This window comes from Mesorhizobium sp. NPDC059054, assembly GCF_042739215.1.
GTDB lineage: Bacteria > Pseudomonadota > Alphaproteobacteria > Rhizobiales > Rhizobiaceae > Mesorhizobium.
This window is the reverse complement of the sequence record NZ_JBHYHV010000005.1, coordinates 42,006-61,195: the sequence shown is the minus strand read 5'-3', so window position 1 is coordinate 61,195 and position 19,190 is coordinate 42,006. Positions and strand designations below refer to the sequence as shown.

Genomic DNA, 19,190 nt, shown 5'->3' with positions numbered 1-19,190 from the left:
GAGCCGCGGCTCGCCGGATGCTATTCGGCGGCAATCTGGCCGGGCTGTTCGCCGACGGCATAGCTGGCGCGGTAGAGGTCGCGCTGGCGATTGAGTGCCACCATCGTGTTGCGCAGCAGGATCGAAACCGTGATCGGGCCGACGCCGCCCGGCACCGGAGTGATCCAGGACGCCACGTCCTTGACGCTTTCGGTGTCGACGTCGCCGACGATGCGGGTGGTGCCGTCCGGCAGCGTTTCCGAATTGATGCCGATGTCGATGACGGCGGCGCCCGGTTTCACCATGTCGGCCTTGATCAGGCGCGGCTTGCCGACCGCCACGAACAGCGCGTCGGCCCGGCGCGCGTGCACCGCCAGCGAACGCGTCATATGATGGCAGACGGTGACTGTGGCGCCTTCGCTCATCAAAAGGAAGGCGATCGGCTTGCCGACGATCTCCGAATGGCCGACGACCACGACTTCGAGGCCCTTCAGGTCGAGCCCGGTTTCCTTGAGCAGTTCGACGGAAGCGGCGGCCGTACAGGGCGCCAGGTCGAGCTGGTTGTAGACGATGTTGCCGATCGAGGCCGGATGCATGCCCTCGACATCCTTCAGCGGGTGCACCGCGCTCTGCAGCGCCTTGATCGGGATGTGCGAGGGCACAGGGCGCTGGATGATGATGCCGGTAACGCGCGGATCGGCATTCATGCCGTGGATGGCCGCCTCGAGTTCGCGCGCGGTGACATCGGCCGGAAAGCGGCGCTCCTCGAAATCGATGCCGGCCTGGCCGGCCTTGGCGCGCTGGTTGCGCACATAGACGTCGACGGCGTCGACATCGCCGACGGTGATCGAGACCAGCTTTGGCGGAAAGCCTTCGGCGCGTGCCTCTTCGGCGGCGATGCGGACGCTTTCGATGATGCGTTTGGCGACGGGGCCACCCTTCAGGTAGCGGCTGTCGGTGGTGGACATGGGCAAACTTCCGGATTTGTCGGTTGCGGGCGACATAGCAGGAGAACGCCGCCGTTGGGAGGCTGAATCCGTCCTGCCTTAGTCGATTATGGCCTCTGGCGGCCAAAAAATCGGGTCAGAAGGACAAAACAGAAAGGGCAGCGCGGCATGACCGGCTGCCCTTTCCGGACTGGCCATGTCCCCACAAGGCCCGTCCCCCGTTATTTCGTCGGTCGGCGAAGCAAGGCCGACTCAGCGTGAAAATACTACATCACGACGACCGTCGTGCCTACCTTAACCCGGTCATAGAGGTCTACGACATCCTCGTTGCGCATGCGGATGCAACCGGAGGACACCGCGCCGCCGATCGTCCAGGGCTGGTTGGTGCCGTGGATACGGTAAAGTGTCGAGCCGAGATAGAGCGCGCGCGCGCCGAGCGGGTTCTCGATGCCGCCGGCCAGGAAGGTCGGCAGATAGCGGCCCTTGGCCTTTTCGCGTGCGATCATTTCGCTCGGCGGGCGCCAGTCCGGCCATTCACGCTTCTGGCTGACCTTGTGCGTGCCAGCCCATTCGAAGCCCGGCTTGCCGGTGCCGACACCGTAGCGCCGCGCCTTGCCACCATCGCCTACCAGATAGAGGAAGTTCTGCGTGGTATCGATGATGATGGTGCCCGGCTTTTCCTTGCCGTTGAAGGCGACTTCCTGTGGCAGGTAGATTGGGTTGATCTGTGGCCGTGCCACCGTCCGCCGTGCCGGCCTGCCTGGTACCGCGGCAGTGCGCACACGGTCGGTTCCTGCTTGCGGCTGCGCCTGGCGATACTGAACACGCGGCTGGGCCTGGCGGTAATATTGGCCCTGTGGGGCGACCTGGCGGTAGCGTACCTGCGGCTGTCCCCATTGCGGCTGCTGAACGGCATAGCCGCGGCTCGACCGGACCACGCCCGGCGCGCGCCCAAGCTGCGTCACCCAGGGAGCCGAGAGATCCGGGCTCACCATCACCGGTGGACGCTCGGCATAACGGTCATTGGCAAGGGCAGGGGCGGCAACCGCTGCCAGCGCGCCGATCGCGCCGAACAGGGGCAGAAACATCTTTCTCATGGTTGTTCGCATGGGACTCTCAACTCGATCGTCGCACCGCGCAGGAAACGGGTGTTGCTCGCGGCTTCGATCGGCATGTTGTCCACAGGCGGCAAGCGAATGGTGAATCGCGAACCGTTAAAATGCGGCTTTGTCAGTAAACCTTTTGGTGTGGTTACCGGCCGGTTCAGGAATCTGGTAAAGCCCCGGTAAAGCAGGCCTTCCAGGCGTTAACGAATGGATTTCAGATGGGCGACAACAATGGTTTGATCACTGGGGTGGATGGCATCACCCGGTGTGCCTGGCACGGCAATCTGCCCGACTACCAGCATTATCATGACCATGAATGGGGTCGGCCGGTAACCGGCGACCGCCGGTTGTTCGAGAAGATCTGCCTGGAGGGTTTCCAGTCGGGGCTGTCATGGCTCACCATCCTGCGCAAGCGGGAGGCCTTCCGCGAAGCGTTCGAGGGCTTCGATTTCGACAGGGTCGCGCGTTTTACCGACGCCGATGTCGAGCGGCTGCTGGGCAACGCCGGCATCATCCGCCATCGCGGCAAGATCGTCTCCACCATCAACAATGCCAAACGTGCGCAGGAACTGGTGAAGGAGGCAGGATCACTCGCTGCCTGGTTCTGGTCATTCGAACCGGGACCGGATGAGCGGCCAAAGGTGGTCGACATCACCCATCTGCGCGCCAACCCGACCACGGCGGTGTCGACGCGCATCTCGAAGGAACTGAAGAAGCGGGGCTGGACCTTTGTCGGCCCGACCACGGTCTATGCCTTCATGCAGGCCATGGGCATGGTCAACGACCACATCGAAGGCTGCGTCTGCCGTGCCGAGGTCGAGAAAGAACGGGCGCAGCTCAGACGACCTGTCTAGGTGATCTCGCCGACTTCGCGACTTTCTCAGCTTCGCCGTCTCGTCGCCTGCTTGACCTGGCGGCCCCGTGCTTTTGCAACCAGGCTCTTCCGAGGATGGCGCAGCGTGCGCTGCTGCACCATGAGCGTGGCTGTGCCGGCGATGATCATTCCGACGACATTGACTGCCAGTTGGACCAGTGCGGCCCGGGCTTCATCCCACGCGCCGACGGCGAGCGTGAGCGCTATCGTGCCAACTGCCGGAACGGTGGTGATGGAAATGAAGACGCCGACCAGGGCTGATGACTTCGCTGCCGTCAGCGAGAGCACGCCTGCACAGCCGGCCAGCAGCGCGATGATCAAGGACCACGCGTCCGGCTTGACGATGAACTGGGTCTGCGGGCCGCTGGTCGCTGCGGTAAAATCGACGAAGCCGGCCGCATAGGCGACCGCCCACACCAGCCAGGCAATGGCGGTGGCCAGAGCGAAGCCGCCAAGCAGCGTGGCCGAGGCAGGCCGCAGAAGGGACCATCGGCGCCGGGCGATGGCCAGGCAGATCGCCGCCACCGGGGCGAAGTCCGGACCGACCACCATGGCTCCGATGATGAGAATGGGCTGGTCGACATAGCGCCCGATGCTGGCAATCAGCGTGGCCAGAACCAGGAAGGTCAGGAACGACCAGGAAAGCTCGGCGTCCTCCTGTGCCTGGTCCTCGATCTCATCCCAGATCACGGCATCCGCGGGATGGCCGCCGGCCGCGGCCTGCGCCTGATCGGCGGCCTGCGAGATCACCGTCACATTGTCATGCAGCGATATCGAACCCGTATCCTCGATGCCGAGCGAACGCAGCGCATCGACAATGGCGTTCGCGGTTTCGCGGGCTACATCGAAGAGCAGGACGTCCCCTTTGCCGTCGAGTGCCGTGCCGCGCAGGATCACCAGATTGGCCGTCGTGGGATCGGCTTCAATCGCCTTGATGGCGGCTTCGCAGCGTTGGCGTGGTGTCAGCACGCGGACCTGAAGCATCAGCAGTGCCTCTCATCGACGAATCGCGAGATTCATCCGAGCCTAACCCGCATCGCATGGATGCCGCACACTGCCGATGCTGTCCAGTCTGGCCGGCGGCGTCCTTCGTTGCCGCAGCCAGTTGCGGGAAGGGGCTCAGCCGCGCGACAGCATCAGCCCGATGACGATCGCGGTGATGGTGGCGAGCGCCGGGTAGATCACCAGCAGGCCGGTGATCAGGATGTCGCCGATGCCGGAGCTTTTGCGTTCAGCGGCCGGAACCTCGAACGGCCCCGCATGCTGGCTGATCGCGGACGCGACGACCTCGGGGCGGCGCAGCGGTATGACCTGAGCGGTCATGACCCGTTCATCCAGAAGCTCGATTTTCCGCGCCGTTGCCATTTCGGGTGCAAGTCCTTGGTTCCAGGGCGCTTATCGGCAAGGATTATGTCGGCACGATGCTGCGATAATGGCCAAATTGGTGCGTTTTGGGCGCATTTGGCCGCAATGGTTGACGAGTGGTTAGCGGGTGGACTTGGAGGCGGGCATTCCCGCCGTTTTGCCGTCGCGAAACCGCTGCCTTGCTGCAAAGTGTTGTCGCGGGCAAACGCCTTGCCGCACCTGCCTGCATCGGTTAGGACAACCGCGCCGCGAAAGCGGCAGTTTTCGACATGCACATGCCATCGACAGCGAGTTCACGACCATGGCCGACAAACCGGAAAAGATGAAGGCGCGGCTGCCGCGCGGCCTTGTCGACCGCAGCGCCGAGGACATCCGCGCCGTCGAGAAGATGATGGCGACCATTCGCGCGGTCTACGAGCTATACGGTTTCGAGCCGGTTGATCAGCCGCTGATCGAATACACCGATGCGCTGGGCAAGTTCCTGCCGGATCAGGATCGTCCCAATGAAGGCGTCTTCTCCTTCCAGGACGACGACGAGCAGTGGCTGTCGCTGCGCTATGATCTGACCGCGCCGATGGCGCGCTTCGTCGCCGAGAATTACGAGCGCCTGCCCAAGCCCTATCGCAGCTACCGCTCGGGCTGGGTGTTCCGCAACGAGAAGCCGGGCCCCGGCCGTTTCCGCCAGTTCATGCAGTTCGACGCCGACACGGTCGGCACGCCGGGCGTGGCGGCCGATGCCGAAATGGCCATGATGATGGCCGATGTGATGGAAGCGCTCGGCATCAAGCGCGGCGACTACGCCATCCGCGTCAACAACCGTAAGGTGCTCGACGGCGTGCTGGAAGCGATCGGCCTTGGCGGCGACGACAATGCCGGCCGCCGGCTTACCGTGTTGCGCGCCATCGACAAGCTCGACAAGGTCGGGCCGGACGGCGTGCGCGCGCTGCTCGGCAAGGGTCGCCTCGACGAGAGCGGCGATTTCACCAAGGGTGCCGGACTGGATGCCGCGCAGTCCGATCGCGTGCTGCTTTTGACCGCGCCGGGCACCGGCGATCTCGCCGACACGCTGGCCAAGATGCGGGAGGCCGTCGCCGGGTCGGAACGCGGCGCCGAAGGCGTACAGGAATTGCAGGACATCGGCGCGATGGTCGCGGCAGCCGGTTATCTCGACACACGGGTCAAGATCGATCCCTCCATCGTGCGCGGCCTCGAATATTACACCGGCCCGGTCTACGAGGCCGAGCTACTGGCCGAGATCCCCAACGACGAAGGCAAGATCGTACGCTTCGGCTCGGTCGGTGGCGGCGGACGTTATGATGGGCTGGTCTCGCGCTTCCGCGGCGAACCGGTGCCGGCAACCGGCTTCTCCATCGGCGTTTCGCGCCTGATGACGGCGCTGAAGAACCTCGGCAAGCTCGACACATCCGACATCCTGCAGCCGGTGATCGTGCTGGTGATGGACAAGGATACGGAAAGCCTTGGCCGCTACCAGAAGATGGTATCGGAACTGCGTCAGGCCGGTATCCGTGCCGAGCTCTATCTCGGCGGCGCCGGCATGAAGGCGCAACTTAAATATGCCGACCGTCGCGGTTCACCCGTCGCGGTCATCCAGGGATCGAGCGAACGCGAGGCCGGCGAGGTCCAGTTGAAAGACCTGATCGAAGGCGCCAGGCAGGCGGCGGCGATCGCCGATCATGCCGAATACAAGGAAGCACGGCCGGGCCAGGTCACGGTGAAGGAAGCCAACCTGGTCGCCGAGGTGAAGAAAATTCTCGCCGCGCAGGCCGCCGAGCGCCAATGACCCTGCTTGGCATCGATCACGTCCAGCTTGCCATGCCGGCCGGGCGTGAGCCCGATGCACGCGCATTTTATACCGGCATTCTGGGCCTGACCGAAGTGGCGAAACCCGACGATCTCGCCAGGCGCGGCGGCTGCTGGTTCGAAGGCGCTGCGGTCAAGGTGCATCTCGGCGTCGATCCCGACTTTCACCCTGCCGCCAAGGCGCATCCGGCCTTCCTGGTCGATGATGTGAAGCGGCTGGAGGCCGCGGCGACGAAGGCCGGTTACCGGACGGCTACGGACGTGCCGCTCGAAGGTTACCGGCGCATCCATGTCTATGATCCGTTCGGCAACCGCATCGAGCTCATGCAGAAGGTGACGTCATGAGGGGGGCTCCTGCCTTTGCGGACGAAGTGGTGGCGCTGCTCGAGCAGCGTGGCGTCGGCCTTGTCGACGTCGCGGTGCTTCAGCCTGCCGACCCGTTCCTGGACATGGCTGGCGAGGACCTGCGTCGCCGCATCTTCCTGACCGAAAGTGAGACCGGACAGACGCTCTGCCTGCGTCCCGAATTCACCATTCCGGTCTGCCTCGACCATATTGCCAGCCAGGCCGGCACGCCACGTCGCTACGGCTATCTCGGCGAGGTCTTCCGCCAGCGCCGCGAAGGCGGCAACGAGTTCTTCCAGGCCGGCATCGAGGACCTCGGCGATGGCGACACTGCCGCGGCCGACGCCCGCAGCGTGGCCGACGCCCACGCCTTGCTGTCGCGGGTGCTGCCGAAGCGCGCGCTTTCGGTCACGCTGGGCGACCAGGCCATTTTTGAGGCGGTGCTGGCAGCGCTTGGCCTGCCGCGCGGTTGGCGCATGCGGCTTGCCCGCGCCTTCGGTTCGAAAGCGATGCTGGAGGCGGCACTTGCCGACCTTGCCAATCCGCCGCGCAATGGCCAACTGCCGCCGCCGGTCGCCACGCTGGCGTTGGACGCCGATCTTGATGCCCTGACGACCCACATCGCGGGCGACATGGAAAAACTCGGCCTTTCCGCTTCCGCAAGCCGGACTCCGGCCGACATCGCGCGCCGGCTGATCGAGAAGGCGCAACTGCGTTCGGTACGGTTGTCCGATGAGGCCTTCGCTGCGCTGAAGACGTTTCTCGCCATCCATGTGCCGCTGTCGCAGGCCACCGAGGCCCTGCAGGCTTTTGCCTCGAATGCGGGGCTGACGCTTGGCTCTGCGCTCGACACTTTTGCCTCCCGTGCCGAAGCGGTCGCTGGCCATGGCCTGACGGGCAACACGGTGCATTACGATGCCGCCTTCGGCCGTCCGCTCGACTATTATACGGGGCTCGTCTTCGAGATCGCTTCCGGCGACAGCGACCGCCCGCTGGTCGGCGGCGGACGTTACGACCGCCTGCTGACGCTGCTCGGCGCCAAGGGGCAGATCCCGGGCGTCGGTTTTTCGGTCTGGCTCGATCGCATCGAGACGCTGCGGGGTGACGCATCATGACCGTGACGCTGGCGATCCCCTCCAAGGGACGGCTGAAGGAACAGGCGCTGGAAGTGCTGGCCAAGGCCGGCCTTGCCGTCAGCCTGCCGGAAGACGACCGCAAATATCACGCCCGCATCGCCGATCGCGGCGACATCGAAGTGGCCTTCCTGTCGGCTTCGGAGATTGCCGGCGAGATCGGGCAGGGCGCTGTCGACCTCGGAATCACCGGCGAGGATCTGTTGCGCGAAAACCTCGCGGACTGGCAGTCGCGTGCCGAGATTGCCGCGCGGCTCGGCTTCGGCCATGCCGATGTCGTGGTGGCGGTGCCGGATATCTGGTTCGACGTCGACACCATGGCCGATCTCGACGACGTCGCTGCCGACTTCCGCCAGCGCCATGGCCGCAGGCTGCGCATCGCCACCAAATACTGGCGGCTGACGCAGCAGTTCTTCACCGCCAAGCACGGCATCCAGGTCTATCGCATCGTCGAAAGCCTGGGCGCGACCGAAGGTGCGCCGGCGTCAGGCTCCGCCGACATCATCGTCGACATCACCACGACCGGTTCGACGCTGAAGGCAAACCACCTGAAGATCCTGTCGGACGGCATCGTGCTGAAGTCGCAGGCCTGCCTCGTTGCCTCGAAAAAGGAACGCAAACCGGCCGATGCGGCCCTCGTTGCCGACATCGCTGTAAGGGTCGCGGCTTCGGTTGGCTGAACCATCGGGCCTTTCGGTGCGTCCTTCGAGGCTCGCCCGCAAAGGACAACACTATGCTTCCAATCGACGTGCGGGCGAGCACCTCAGGATGAGGGCGGTTAGCGCGAACTCTCTCTATTCTGCGGCGTTTCAGGATGAAAGGCCATGCACAACGTCCCTCATCCTGAGGAGCGAGCGAAGCGAGCCTCGAAGGACGCACCGCCAGACTCCCCTTTTCTCAGCTTGCATCATCAGACTTTTGGCCTGATTTTCGGATCGGTGGCTGGCTGCTAGCCTTCCATCGCAAGTGGAGGAGCAAGTCATGGCGATCAACCCGGACGAACTGAAAGGTACACGACCGTCGAGCTCGGTACAGGCGGGTGTCGTCTTCATTGCCCCGAGGGAAGGGCTGTCGCATGTCTCAGGTGAGCGTCTGCAGCCGCTGCTCGACAAGACCATTCCGCAACTGCTGGCCGACACGGTGCATGCCTACGGGCCACGCGATGCCGCGGTATTCTCCAGCCAGGACAAGCGCTTCTCGTGGGACGAACTGGCGAGCGTTGTCGACGACTTCGCTGCAGGGCTGATGAAGCTTGGGTTGGTGAAAGGCGACCGCGTCGGCATCTGGTCGCCAAACCGGTGGGAATGGCTGGTGACGCAATACGCCACCGCGCGCGTCGGCCTGATCCTCGTGAATATCAACCCGGCCTACCGGCTTGCCGAACTCGAATATGCACTGAACAAGGTCTGCTGCAAGGCACTGGTCACCGCCGCGCAGTTCAAGACCTCCGACTATCTCGGCATGATCCGCACGCTGGCGCCGGAGATCGACAGCGCCGAGCCCGGTAAACTCGCTGCGAAGAAACTTCCGGCGTTGAAGACCGTCATCCGCATGGGCGAGGAGGTTTCGCCCGGCATGTTCAATTTCGGCGATGTGCTCGCCATGGGCGCCGACGCCGACCGCGCAGCGCTCGATCGGATCAGCGCGACGCTGACACCGGACGATGCCATCAACATCCAGTTCACCAGTGGCACCACCGGTGCGCCGAAAGGCGCCACGTTGACGCACGCGAACATCGTCAACAACGGTAATTTCGTCACCGCCGCGATCCGGCTGACTTCGCATGACAGGCTCTGCATTCCCGTGCCCTTCTATCACTGCTTCGGCATGTCGATGGGCTCGATGGGCTGTGTGTCCAAGGGCGCCACCATGGTTTTCCCGGGTGAGGGCTTCGACCCCGGCGTGACGCTGAAAGCCATATCCGACGAGCGCTGCACCGGCCTCTACGGTGTGCCGACCATGTTTGTCGCCATGCTCGACCATCCCGATTTCAAGAGCTTCGACCTGTCGTCGCTGCGCACTGGCATCATGGCCGGCTCGCCGTGCCCGATCGAGGTGATGAAGAAGGTCATCGCGCTCATGAACATGTCGGAGGTCACGATCGCCTATGGCATGACCGAAACCAGCCCTGTCTCGTTCCAGAGCGGCGTCGACGATCCGCTCGAGAAGCGGGTATCGACCGTCGGTCGCATCCATCCGCATGTCGAGGTCAAGGTGGTGGATGCCGAAGGCGGGACCGTGCCGGTCGGCGAACGCGGCGAACTGTGCACGCGCGGCTATTCGGTGATGAAGGGCTACTGGGAGGACCAGGAAAAGACCGACGAGGCGATCGACCCGGAAGGCTGGATGCATACGGGCGACCTCGCCACCATCGACGAGGAAGGCTTCTGCAACATCGTCGGCCGCGTGAAGGACATGGTCATCCGCGGTGGCGAGAACGTCTATCCGCGTGAGGTCGAGGAATTCCTCTACCGGCATCCGAAGGTGAAGGAAGTGCAGGTCTTCGGCGTGCCCGATGCGAAATATGGCGAGGAGATCGCAGCCTGGATCGTGCTGAAGCCGGGCGAGACGATGAGCGAGGACGACGTGAAGACGTTCTGCGCCGGCCAGATCTCGCACTACAAGGTGCCGCGCTACATCCGCTTCAAGGACAGCCTGCCGATGACGGTGACCGGCAAAGCGCAGAAGTTCGTCATGCGCGATGCCATGGTCGAGGAACTGGGGCTTTAAAGTCGCGCCCGCGTCGAGCGTGGCGTCGCGAGCAGCAGGGTGGTCTCCGAACCGGTGATGGCCGGAATGAACCGCACCTTGCGCAGCACGGCGTCGAGCTGTGTCAACGTTTCTGTGTTCAATTCGACGACGAGGTCCCAGCGGCCATTGGTGGTGTGAATGGCCGAGATTTCCGGGAAGCCGCCCAGCGCCCGCACCACCCGGTCGGCGGCATGGCCTTCGACCTCGATCATCATGATGCCGCGCACGCGTTGTTCCAGCGCATCCGCCCGCAGGATCACGGTGTAGCCGAGGATTTCACCCTGCCGTTCCAGCCGTTCGATGCGCGCGCGCACCGTTGCGCGCGACACGCCGAGATCGACCGCGAGATCGGAGATGGAGCGACGGCCGTCATGCCTGAGCAGCGTCACCAGCTTTTCGTCGAGTGAGTCCATGCTGGAATCCTGTCACTGTCCATATTGGCATTCGATATTGCCGAAATGATAAGGCAATGAACGATATCTGCCAAATCAGTTTGTTCATTCCGCCAGTCGATTGCGCTTTACTCCACGGCAACGAGACAGGTCGGGAAGGAACGTCATGCGTTGCAGGATACTGGGGGCGCCGGAGCAGGACGGCGCCGGGCGTCTGGGATGCGAGATGGGGCCGAGCGCGCTGCGCACGGCAGGTCTCGTTTCGGCGCTGACCGAGCTGGGGCACCAGGTCGAGGATCTGGGTACCGTGCAGCCGGCTGCAGCCCAGCCGATCATTCATCGCAACGCGGCGCTGAAGAAGCTGCCGGAGATCGTTGCCTGGACGGCCGCGATTGCCGAGGCCGCCTATCATGCCAGCAAGGATGCCATGCCGATCTTCCTTGGCGGCGATCATGCCATCTCCGCCGGGACGCTGTCCGGTGTCGCCCGTCGCGCCGCGGAAACAGGCCGCCCCCTTTTCGTCCTGTGGCTGGACGCGCATCCCGACTTCCACACACTCGACTCCACCACCAGCGGCAATCTGCATGGCGTGCCGCTTGCCTATGCCAGCGGCCTGCCGGGCTTTGACGGCTTCTTCCCGAACCTGCCGGTGCGTGTGGAACCGAAGCGCATCTGCACGCTCGGCCTGCGCAGCGTCGATGCGGCCGAGCGCCAGGCGCTCAACGAGGCCGGCGTGACCGTGCATGACATGCGTGCCATCGACGAACACGGCATCGCGCCGTTGCTCAGGGCTTTCCTCGCGCGTGTCGCCGAAGAGAACGGCCTTCTGCATGTCAGCCTCGATGTCGATTTCCTCGACCCGTCGATTGCACCGGCGGTCGGCACCACGGTGCCGGGCGGTGCCACCTTGCGCGAGGCGCACCTGGTCATGGAGATGCTGTCCGACAGCGGTCTGGTCACGAGCCTCGATCTTGTCGAACTCAATCCCTTCCTTGATGAGCGCGGCCGTACCGCCACCTTGATGGTCGATCTGACGGCGAGCCTCATGGGCCGCCGCATCATGGACCGTCCGACCAGGAGCTTCTGAACATGACCGCAGCCAAGCTGAACATCGTTCCGTTCGTGAGCGTCGATTCCATGATGAAGCTGGTGCTGGCCATCGGCGTGGAACGCTTCCTGACCGAGCTTGCCACCTATATCGAGGAGGACTTCCGCCGCTGGGAGCTGTTCGACAAGACGCCGCGTGTCGCCTCGCACAGCCATGACGGCGTCATCGAGCTGATGCCGACCAGCGACGGCCATCTCTACGGCTTCAAATATGTCAACGGCCACCCGAAGAACACGCGCGAGGGCCTGCAGACCGTGACCGCTTTCGGTGTGCTTGCCGATGTCGGCTCCGGCTATCCGATGCTGCTGACCGAAATGACCATCCTGACGGCGCTGCGCACCGCAGCCACTTCGGCGCTCGTCGCAAAGTACCTGGCGCCGAAGGGTGCCCGCACCATGACCATCATCGGCAATGGCGCGCAGTCGGAGTTCCAGGCGATCGCCTTCAAGGCCATCACCGGCATCGACAGGCTGCGCCTTTACGACATCGACCCGTCGGCCTCGCGCCGCTGTGCCAAGAACCTCGCCGGCATGGGTTTCGACATCACCGTCTGCGCTTCCGGCCAGGAAGCGGTGGAGGGGGCCGATGTCATCACCACGGTGACCGCCGACAAGCAGTATGCGACGATCCTGACCGACAACATGGTGGGCTCGGGCGTGCACATCAATGCGGTCGGCGGCGACTGTCCGGGCAAGACCGAGCTGCATCGCGACATCCTGCTGCGCTCCGACATCTTCGTGGAGTTCCCGCCGCAGACGCGCATCGAGGGCGAGATCCAGCAGCTGGATGGCGATCATCCGGTGACCGAACTGTGGCAGGTGATGGCAGGCAAGGCTTCGGGCCGGACCAGCGACAAGCAGATCACGCTGTTCGACTCGGTCGGCTTTGCCACCGAGGACTTCTCGGCGCTGCGTTACGTGCGCGACCAGCTCCACGCCACCGGCCTGTATGAGGAACTCGACCTGCTTGCCGATCCTGACGAACCGCGCGACCTCTTCGGCATGCTGCTGCGCGCCGCCGCTGCATGACTCCGAAAATCGGAAACGATTTTCGGAAAGGATCGCAGGCCAGATACAAGTGTTAGAGTGACCTTTCCGCGTCCGCAGAGGACGCGCGGCGCTCTCGAGCGGCCGTTGTCAGGCGATACCTTGGAGATTGGAAACATGGCGCTCAAGCGGATGGACAACGTAGGAATCGTCGTCGAAGATCTCGGAGGGACGATTGATTTCTTTCGCGAACTCGGCCTCGAGCTCGAAGGGCGGGCCACGATCGAAGGAGAATGGGCCGGACGTGTCACTGGACTGGGCGACCAGCATGTCGAGATTGCCATGATGCGCACACCGGACGGCCACAGCCGGCTTGAGCTCTCCCGCTTCCTGAGGCCGCCTGTCGTTGCAGACCACCGGAACGCTCCGGTCAACGCCTTGGGCTACCTCCGCGTCATGTTTGCCGTGGACGATATCGACGAGACCCTTGAAAGGCTCCGCGCGCGCGGCGCGCAGCTCGTAGGCGAAGTCGTCCAGTACAAGGACGCGTATCGGCTCTGCTACATCCGTGGGCCTGAAGGGCTTCTCATCGGACTCGCTCAAGAACTGAGCTGAGTGCAATACGAAAGACAAATGCCCGCGCGTCCGAGGCCGACCGTCTGTTCGAGCCGGGTCGCCGCGAAAGCCACCATCAGCCTAATCCTTGGGAGGGGTTCCCGGTTCCGCTCGCACGCCTTTCAATACCTGGGCCAGCGCCTTGCATTCCGCCTGGCGGTGGCCGTTGCGGCGCCAGGCCAACGCGACGATGCGTGAAGGCATCGGCTCGGTGAAGGGCACCACGCGAAGGTCGGGCAGTGCTGCCGTCGGCGCCACCGCCATCTCCGGCACCAGCGTCACACCAAAGCCGTGTCCGACCATCTGCAGAAGCGTGGTCAGGCTGGTCGCGCCGTAATTCGCCATGGCGGTCGGGCGCACGCTGCCGCACAGCTGCAGCGCCTGTTCGCGCAGGCAATGGCCTTCTTCGAGAAGCATCAGTCTTTCCAGCACCGGGCTTTCCGGTGGTACAGGGGGCGCCACGAGGTCGGGTTCCGCGCGCGGCACTGCCAGGAAGAAGCGATCCTCGAACAGGGCTTCGGCGGTCAATCCCGGCTGGTCGAGCGGCAGCGCCGCAATGAAGGCGTCGAGGCTGCCAAGCGCGGCTTCTTCAGCCAACGTGTCTGTCACCGCCTCGCGCAGCTCAAGCCGCAACTCGGGGTAGAGCCGCCGCAGTTCCGGCAGGATCGAGGGCAGCAGATAGGGCGCCACCGTCGGGATGATGCCGAGTCGGAAGCGACCCTCCAGAGAACCGCGTCCCGCCACAGCTGCTTCTTCCACGTCGCGCGTGGCTGCCAGCGCCCGCGTAATCAGCGGCAAAAGCGTCAGCGCTTCCGGCGTCAGGATCGCGTTGCGGCCCGTGCGGTCGAACAGCTTGCAGCCGAGCTTTTCCTCCATGTCGGCGATCTGCGCGGAAAGCGCCGGCTGGCTGATTCCGCATAGCACCGCAGCGCGTCCGAAATGCAGTGTCTGCACCAGCGTTTCGAAATACTGCATCTGCCGCAGTGTGAGTTTTATCATAAGAAAAACCTATCGTAAAAAACACAAAAGGCAATTTGCTTTTATAGAATGGACCCCTTACGCTGTCTCTGTTCCACAATTCGGCGGGCGCCTCTGCGGCAGCTCTTCGGCAACCCACCCATTTACGAGGGAGGCAGCCATCGTCAGCCTCTCTCCAGATCAACGTCTGCCGCGCGCCCCGCGAAAGGGCATGGGGTTTGGCCTCGTTTGAAGTTCAGGATTGGAGAAAGAAATGGACGCAAAGACCGACGACAAAAGCGCAGGCAAATGCCCGTTCAGCGGCCATGGACCGAAGAATCGCGACTGGTGGCCCGAACAGCTGGACGTCCAGGTCCTGCACAACAACTCAGGCCTGTCCGATCCCATGGGCGAGACCTTTGACTACGCCAAGGAGTTCGAAAGCCTCGATCTGAACGCGGTCATCGCGGACCTGACGGCGCTGATGACGGATTCGCAGGACTGGTGGCCGGCCGACTTCGGGCATTACGGCGGCATGTTCATCCGAATGGCCTGGCACAGCGCCGGCACCTATCGCATCACCGACGGCCGCGGCGGCGCGGGCGCCGGTCAGCAGCGTTTCGCTCCGCTGAATTCCTGGCCGGACAACGCAAACCTCGACAAGGCTCGCCGCCTGCTGTGGCCAATCAAGCAGAAATACGGCCGCAAGCTCTCCTGGGCAGATCTTTTGATCCTGACCGGCAACGTCGCGCTGGAATCGATGGGCTTCAAGACTTTCGGCTACGCGGGCGGCCGCGCCGACGTCTGGGAGCCGGAAGAGCTTTACTGGGGCCCGGAAGGCACCTGGCTTGGCGACGAACGCTACAGCGGCGAACGCCAGCTGTCCGAGCCGCTGGGCGCCGTGCAGATGGGCCTGATCTACGTCAACCCGGAAGGCCCGAACGGCAATCCCGATCCGATTGCGGCGGCGAGGGACATCCGCGAGACGTTCTTCCGCATGGCGATGAACGACGAAGAGACCGTGGCGCTGATCGCCGGCGGTCACAGCTTCGGCAAGACGCATGGCGCCGGCGATCCGTCGCTGATTGGCCCCGCTCCGGAGGGTGGCGCCATTGAGGATCAGGGCCTCGGCTGGAAGAGCAAGCACGGTACCGGCGTTGGTGCCGACTCCATCACCGGCGGCCCGGAAGTGACCTGGACGCAGACGCCGACGCAGTGGAGCAACCTCTTCTTCAAGAACCTGTTCGAATACGAATGGGAACTGACGGCGAGCCCGGCGGGTGCCAAGCAGTGGAAGGCAAAGAATGCCGAAGCCACCATTCCGGATGCTTACGATCCATCGAAGAAGCATCTGCCGACCATGCTGACGACAGACCTGTCGCTGCGGTTCGACCCGGAATACGAGAAGATCTCGCGCCGCTTCTATGAGAACCCGGACCAGTTCGCCGACGCTTTCGCCCGCGCCTGGTTCAAGCTCACCCATCGCGATATGGGTCCGCGCGTCCGCTATCTCGGTTCGCTGGTCCCGCAGGAGACGCTGATCTGGCAGGATCCGGTTCCCGCCGTCGATCATGCGCTGGTCAACGAGCAGGACATCGCCGCGCTGAAGGCGAAGATCCTCGCCTCCGGCCTCTCCGTGCAGCAACTGGTCTCTACCGCCTGGGCGTCGGCTTCGACTTTCCGTGGCTCGGACAAGCGCGGCGGCGCCAATGGTGCCCGCATTCGTCTTGCGCCGCAGAAGGATTGGGAAGTCAACCAGCCGGCCGAGCTCAAGACCGTGCTTGGCAAGCTCGAAGCGATCCGCGACGAATTCAACGCTTCGGCCACCGGGGGCAAGAAGGTATCGCTGGCCGATCTGATCGTGCTTGGCGGCAGCGCCGCGGTCGAGAAGGCCGCCCGCGACGCCGGCGTCGACGTGACGGTGCCGTTCGCACCGGGCCGTACCGATGCCTCGCAGGATCAGACCGACGTGCAGTCCTTTGCTCCGCTTGAGCCGCGCGCTGACGGTTTCCGCAATTACATCGGCAAGAAGCACCAGTTCATGAAGCCGGAGGAAGCTCTGGTGGACCGGGCGCAACTGCTGCGGTTGACGGGGCCGGAACTGACGGTGCTCGTCGGCGGCCTGCGTGTGCTCGGCGCGAATGCCGGTGGTTCCAAGCACGGCGTGTTCACCGACAAGCCCGGCACGCTGACGAACGATTTCTTCGTCAACCTGCTCGACATGGCAACCGAATGGCAGCCAGCGGGCGACGGCGTCTATGAAGGCCGCGACCGCAAGACCAAGGCGCCCAAGTGGACCGGCACCCGCGTCGATCTGATCTTCGGCTCGCACTCGCAACTGCGTGCCTTCGCCGAAGTCTATGGCAGCGCGGATTCCAGGGAGAAGTTCGCGAAGGACTTCGTGGCGGCCTGGACCAAGGTGATGAACGCCGACCGCTTCGATCTCGTCTGAGTTCAAGCTGATCAAAATAAAACAGGCGCGGAGCGATCCGCGCCTGTTTCTTATTGGAAGGTTGGCAAGGCGCCCAGGTGAGCGCCTTGCCTTCGTGTCCTTAGTCCTTCTCGAACATGCCGGTCTTGGCGACGACGCCGGCAATGGCGCCGCCGATCAGTGGCGCAACGATGAACAGCCAGAGCTGGCTGATGGCCGCGCCGCCGGTGAACAGCGCCGGGCCGATCGAACGTGCCGGGTTGAGCGAGGTTCCGGTCACCGGGATGATCGCGAAGTGCAACGCTGAAAGCGTCAGGCCGATGACGAGGCCGGCAAAGGCTGTCGTGTGCTTGCCGCTGGTGACGCCGAGAATGACCGTCACGAACGTGAACGTGCCGATCAGTTCCCACAGGAACGCGGAGCTCATGCCCCATTTCGTCTCGTCCCAGCCGTTCGCTCCGAAGCCGCCGGTATGGCCGCCGACCTGTCCCGAAACGATGATCCACAGCGCCAGCGAAGCGATGATGGCGCCGATGATCTGGGCGATCCAGTAAGGGATCACATCCTTGGCCGGCAAGCGACCGGCCAGGAAAACGCCCAGTGTCACCGCCGGGTTGAGATGCGCGCCGGAAATCGGTCCGATCGCGTAGGCGGCGGCGATAAGGCCGATGCCGAAAGCAAGGCCGATGCCTTCCTGTCCAAGCGGCAAGGCGCCGCCGAACCCGCCGGTCACCACCGAGGCGGTGCCGATGAACACCAACAGAAATGTACCCAGAACTTCAGCCAGATAAGATTTCATAGTCCCTCTCCTCGAAAGGGCCCTGCCAGCTCCTGGCAAGAGCCGCGAATCGCAAGCGGGAGCGTAAGCTTAAGCCGAACCGTTTTAAAGCGGGGGATATTGCGCCAGTTCAACGCCTTGTGCATTCGGGTTGCGCCCTTTAGAGCAGAAACGAAATCAATCCTACGCGGCGGACGAATGCGACTGGGCGGAAGGCTGGCGGCAGCCATCGAAGTTTTGGAGGACATCAATCGCCGGCATCGTCCGGCGGCCGATGCCTTGCGCGACTGGGGCCTCTCACACCGCTTTGCCGGCGGCGGCGATCGTGCCGCGGTCGGCAACATCGTCTATGACGCCTTGCGCCGCAAACGCAGTGCCGGCTGGCTGTTCGATGATGAGACGCCGCGCGCGGTCGGCTTCGGCGCGCTTTTGCTGGAATGGGGGCAGACGGCGCAGTCGCTGAATGCCGCGCTCGCAGGCGACAAATTCGCGCCGCCCTTGCTGAGCGATGCCGAACTGGCGACCGTTGCCGGGCGCAGACTGGCCGACGCACCGGACGAGGTGCAGGCCGATAGCCCCGACTGGTGCGTGCCGCTGCTGAAAGAAGCTTTCGGCGAAACATGGGTGGAAGAGGGGGCAGCCCTAGCAGCGCGCCCGCCACTCGACCTGCGCACGAACACCTTGCAGGCCAATCGCGCCAAGGTTCTGGCGGAACTCGCCGAGACGGGCGCCGAACCGGCGCGTCTCGCCACTCAGGGTATCCGCATCGCGCCGATCGCCGGTGACGGCCGGCACCCGAATGTCCAGGCCGAACCCGCCTTCCAAAAGGGCTGGTTCGAAGTCCAGGACGAGGGCTCGCAGATCGCCGCGGAACTCGCCGACGCAAAACCCGGCATGCAGGTGCTCGACTATTGCGCCGGCGCCGGCGGCAAGTCGCTGGCGCTGTCGGCGGCGATGGAGAACAAAGGCCAGGTCTTCGCGCATGACGCGGAAAAGCAGCGCCTGGCGCCGATCTTCGACCGTATGCGCCGCTCCGAAAACCGTAACATCCAGGTCGTCGCGCGCGAGCAGGAACTGGCGCCTCTGGCCAGCCACATGGATATCGTGCTGGTCGATGCGCCATGCACCGGTTCAGGCACCTGGCGGCGCCGGCCGGACGCCAAATGGCGGCTGACCAACCGCCAGCTCGATGCGCGCAAGGCGGAACAATCGGCCATTCTCGATGTGGCCAACAGTTTCGTGAAACCCGGCGGCCTGCTGGTCTACGTCACCTGCTCGGTTTTCCCGGACGAAAACGGCGAGCAGGTCTCAAGCTTTCTGGCCCGTCACAAGAGCTTCACGCCGGTCGACCACGCCGCGCTGTGGCAGGCGCGTTTCCCGGGCCATGAGGCCGCGGCGCGTCTCGGCCCGCAATTCGGCATTTCGCTGTCGCCGGCGCTGAGCGGCACCGACGGCTTCTATTTCTGCGCCCTGCGCAAGGTTGCGTGATCCGTTGGCCTATGTTGCAATGCAGCATAGGCATTGCCTGTGGGGTGGCTCTGCGGTAAGCCGGCTAGAACATATTTCCTGAAAAGTCGCGGGCTCTATTGCACGTGCAAGATA

18 protein-coding genes are annotated in these 19,190 nt (G+C 64.0%); 11 read left to right on the top strand and 7 right to left on the bottom strand.

Annotated elements, in window-relative coordinates; translation table 11 throughout:
• Positions 1–20: 20 nt before the first annotated feature.
• Both ACFWXH_RS21260 and ACFWXH_RS21255 read right to left on the bottom strand, forming a co-directional pair.
• A complete protein-coding gene (locus tag ACFWXH_RS21260; protein ID WP_379123353.1) occupies positions 21–947 on the bottom strand; it encodes a bifunctional 5,10-methylenetetrahydrofolate dehydrogenase/5,10-methenyltetrahydrofolate cyclohydrolase in 927 nt (308 codons plus the stop codon).
• 245 nt (positions 948–1,192) lie between these two features.
• Complete coding sequence (locus tag ACFWXH_RS21255) at positions 1,193–2,023, bottom strand: L,D-transpeptidase (protein ID WP_379123352.1); 831 nt, start codon at positions 2,021–2,023, stop codon at positions 1,193–1,195.
• Positions 2,024–2,250: 227 nt separating this feature from the next.
• Here ACFWXH_RS21255 and ACFWXH_RS21250 point away from each other — a divergent pair, with 227 nt between their 5' ends.
• Positions 2,251–2,886 (top strand): DNA-3-methyladenine glycosylase I, encoded by a 636-nt coding sequence (locus ACFWXH_RS21250; RefSeq protein WP_379123351.1) that lies wholly within the window; start codon positions 2,251–2,253, stop codon positions 2,884–2,886.
• Positions 2,887–2,912: 26 nt separating this feature from the next.
• On the opposite strand, the gene ACFWXH_RS21245 is transcribed toward ACFWXH_RS21250, so the two are convergent.
• Entirely contained in the window at positions 2,913–3,890 is a 978-nt protein-coding gene (locus tag ACFWXH_RS21245) for a DUF389 domain-containing protein (RefSeq protein WP_379123350.1), read from the bottom strand.
• Between the two features lie 135 nt (positions 3,891–4,025).
• On the bottom strand, positions 4,026–4,229 hold the full coding sequence (locus tag ACFWXH_RS21240) for a hypothetical protein (protein WP_379123349.1): 204 nt from the start codon (positions 4,227–4,229) through the stop codon (positions 4,026–4,028).
• A gap of 343 nt (positions 4,230–4,572) precedes the next feature.
• Here ACFWXH_RS21240 and hisS point away from each other — a divergent pair, with 343 nt between their 5' ends.
• The 5 genes from hisS to ACFWXH_RS21215 all read left to right on the top strand — a co-directional run bounded on the left by hisS (position 4,573) and on the right by ACFWXH_RS21215 (position 10,300).
• On the top strand, positions 4,573–6,072 hold the full coding sequence (gene hisS / locus ACFWXH_RS21235) for a histidine--tRNA ligase (protein WP_379123348.1): 1,500 nt from the start codon (positions 4,573–4,575) through the stop codon (positions 6,070–6,072).
• Positions 6,069–6,437, top strand: a complete 369-nt coding sequence (locus tag ACFWXH_RS21230) for a VOC family protein (protein WP_379123347.1) — start codon at positions 6,069–6,071, stop codon at positions 6,435–6,437. The genes hisS and ACFWXH_RS21230 overlap by 4 nt, the downstream gene beginning before the upstream one ends.
• The gene (locus ACFWXH_RS21225; RefSeq protein ID WP_379123346.1) at positions 6,434–7,552 is read left to right on the top strand and encodes an ATP phosphoribosyltransferase regulatory subunit; all 1,119 of its coding nucleotides are present in this window, start codon (positions 6,434–6,436) and stop codon (positions 7,550–7,552) included. Before ACFWXH_RS21230 ends, ACFWXH_RS21225 begins: the two co-directional genes overlap by 4 nt.
• Positions 7,549–8,250 (top strand): ATP phosphoribosyltransferase, encoded by a 702-nt coding sequence (hisG, locus tag ACFWXH_RS21220; protein ID WP_379123345.1) that lies wholly within the window; start codon positions 7,549–7,551, stop codon positions 8,248–8,250. Before ACFWXH_RS21225 ends, hisG begins: the two co-directional genes overlap by 4 nt.
• Positions 8,251–8,551: 301 nt before the next feature.
• The gene (locus ACFWXH_RS21215) at positions 8,552–10,300 is read left to right on the top strand and encodes an AMP-binding protein (protein WP_379123344.1); all 1,749 of its coding nucleotides are present in this window, start codon (positions 8,552–8,554) and stop codon (positions 10,298–10,300) included.
• Here ACFWXH_RS21215 and ACFWXH_RS21210 read toward each other — a convergent pair.
• A complete protein-coding gene (locus tag ACFWXH_RS21210) occupies positions 10,297–10,734 on the bottom strand; it encodes an Lrp/AsnC family transcriptional regulator (RefSeq protein WP_379123343.1) in 438 nt (145 codons plus the stop codon). The two genes, ACFWXH_RS21215 and ACFWXH_RS21210, sit on opposite strands and share 4 nt — an antisense overlap.
• A gap of 145 nt (positions 10,735–10,879) precedes the next feature.
• Here ACFWXH_RS21210 and rocF point away from each other — a divergent pair, with 145 nt between their 5' ends.
• The 3 genes from rocF to ACFWXH_RS21195 all read left to right on the top strand — a co-directional run bounded on the left by rocF (position 10,880) and on the right by ACFWXH_RS21195 (position 13,422).
• The gene (rocF, locus tag ACFWXH_RS21205) at positions 10,880–11,800 is read left to right on the top strand and encodes an arginase (RefSeq protein WP_379123342.1); all 921 of its coding nucleotides are present in this window, start codon (positions 10,880–10,882) and stop codon (positions 11,798–11,800) included.
• Positions 11,801–11,802: 2 nt separating this feature from the next.
• Complete coding sequence (locus ACFWXH_RS21200) at positions 11,803–12,849, top strand: ornithine cyclodeaminase (RefSeq protein ID WP_379123341.1); 1,047 nt, start codon at positions 11,803–11,805, stop codon at positions 12,847–12,849.
• A 135-nt stretch (positions 12,850–12,984) separates the two neighbouring features.
• Positions 12,985–13,422: a VOC family protein gene (locus ACFWXH_RS21195; RefSeq protein WP_379123340.1), complete on the top strand. Its 438-nt coding sequence runs from the start codon at positions 12,985–12,987 to the stop codon at positions 13,420–13,422.
• Between the two features lie 81 nt (positions 13,423–13,503).
• Here the strand turns inward: ACFWXH_RS21195 and ACFWXH_RS21190 are convergent, their stop codons facing one another.
• The gene (locus tag ACFWXH_RS21190) at positions 13,504–14,421 is read right to left on the bottom strand and encodes a LysR substrate-binding domain-containing protein (RefSeq protein WP_379123339.1); all 918 of its coding nucleotides are present in this window, start codon (positions 14,419–14,421) and stop codon (positions 13,504–13,506) included.
• 232 nt (positions 14,422–14,653) lie between these two features.
• Here ACFWXH_RS21190 and katG point away from each other — a divergent pair, with 232 nt between their 5' ends.
• Positions 14,654–16,831 carry a catalase/peroxidase HPI gene (gene katG / locus ACFWXH_RS21185; protein ID WP_379123338.1) on the top strand — a complete coding sequence of 726 codons (2,178 nt, stop codon included), beginning with the start codon at positions 14,654–14,656 and terminating at the stop codon, positions 16,829–16,831.
• A gap of 100 nt (positions 16,832–16,931) precedes the next feature.
• Here katG and ACFWXH_RS21180 read toward each other — a convergent pair whose 3' ends face one another.
• Positions 16,932–17,609, bottom strand: a complete 678-nt coding sequence (locus tag ACFWXH_RS21180; protein WP_054313410.1) for an MIP family channel protein — start codon at positions 17,607–17,609, stop codon at positions 16,932–16,934.
• A gap of 177 nt (positions 17,610–17,786) precedes the next feature.
• On the opposite strand from ACFWXH_RS21180, the gene ACFWXH_RS21175 reads away from it, so the two are divergent.
• A complete protein-coding gene (locus ACFWXH_RS21175; protein ID WP_379123337.1) occupies positions 17,787–19,076 on the top strand; it encodes an RsmB/NOP family class I SAM-dependent RNA methyltransferase in 1,290 nt (429 codons plus the stop codon).
• Positions 19,077–19,190: the final 114 nt, after the last annotated feature.

What these genes read in the sequence shown, in the direction of transcription:
- ACFWXH_RS21260 (WP_379123353.1), bottom strand. Translation starts at nt 947, where the DNA reads ATGTCCACCACCGACAGCCGCTACCTGAAGGGTGGCCCCGTCGCCAAA.
- ACFWXH_RS21255 (WP_379123352.1), bottom strand. Translation starts at nt 2,023, where the DNA reads ATGAGAAAGATGTTTCTGCCCCTGTTCGGCGCGATCGGCGCGCTGGCA.
- ACFWXH_RS21250 (WP_379123351.1), top strand. Translation starts at nt 2,251, where the DNA reads ATGGGCGACAACAATGGTTTGATCACTGGGGTGGATGGCATCACCCGG.
- ACFWXH_RS21245 (WP_379123350.1), bottom strand. Translation starts at nt 3,890, where the DNA reads ATGCTTCAGGTCCGCGTGCTGACACCACGCCAACGCTGCGAAGCCGCC.
- ACFWXH_RS21240 (WP_379123349.1), bottom strand. Translation starts at nt 4,229, where the DNA reads ATGACCGCTCAGGTCATACCGCTGCGCCGCCCCGAGGTCGTCGCGTCC.
- hisS (WP_379123348.1), top strand. Translation starts at nt 4,573, where the DNA reads ATGGCCGACAAACCGGAAAAGATGAAGGCGCGGCTGCCGCGCGGCCTT.
- ACFWXH_RS21230 (WP_379123347.1), top strand. Translation starts at nt 6,069, where the DNA reads ATGACCCTGCTTGGCATCGATCACGTCCAGCTTGCCATGCCGGCCGGG.
- ACFWXH_RS21225 (WP_379123346.1), top strand. Translation starts at nt 6,434, where the DNA reads ATGAGGGGGGCTCCTGCCTTTGCGGACGAAGTGGTGGCGCTGCTCGAG.
- hisG (WP_379123345.1), top strand. Translation starts at nt 7,549, where the DNA reads ATGACCGTGACGCTGGCGATCCCCTCCAAGGGACGGCTGAAGGAACAG.
- ACFWXH_RS21215 (WP_379123344.1), top strand. Translation starts at nt 8,552, where the DNA reads ATGGCGATCAACCCGGACGAACTGAAAGGTACACGACCGTCGAGCTCG.
- ACFWXH_RS21210 (WP_379123343.1), bottom strand. Translation starts at nt 10,734, where the DNA reads ATGGACTCACTCGACGAAAAGCTGGTGACGCTGCTCAGGCATGACGGC.
- rocF (WP_379123342.1), top strand. Translation starts at nt 10,880, where the DNA reads ATGCGTTGCAGGATACTGGGGGCGCCGGAGCAGGACGGCGCCGGGCGT.
- ACFWXH_RS21200 (WP_379123341.1), top strand. Translation starts at nt 11,803, where the DNA reads ATGACCGCAGCCAAGCTGAACATCGTTCCGTTCGTGAGCGTCGATTCC.
- ACFWXH_RS21195 (WP_379123340.1), top strand. Translation starts at nt 12,985, where the DNA reads ATGGCGCTCAAGCGGATGGACAACGTAGGAATCGTCGTCGAAGATCTC.
- ACFWXH_RS21190 (WP_379123339.1), bottom strand. Translation starts at nt 14,421, where the DNA reads ATGATAAAACTCACACTGCGGCAGATGCAGTATTTCGAAACGCTGGTG.
- katG (WP_379123338.1), top strand. Translation starts at nt 14,654, where the DNA reads ATGGACGCAAAGACCGACGACAAAAGCGCAGGCAAATGCCCGTTCAGC.
- ACFWXH_RS21180 (WP_054313410.1), bottom strand. Translation starts at nt 17,609, where the DNA reads ATGAAATCTTATCTGGCTGAAGTTCTGGGTACATTTCTGTTGGTGTTC.
- ACFWXH_RS21175 (WP_379123337.1), top strand. Translation starts at nt 17,787, where the DNA reads ATGCGACTGGGCGGAAGGCTGGCGGCAGCCATCGAAGTTTTGGAGGAC.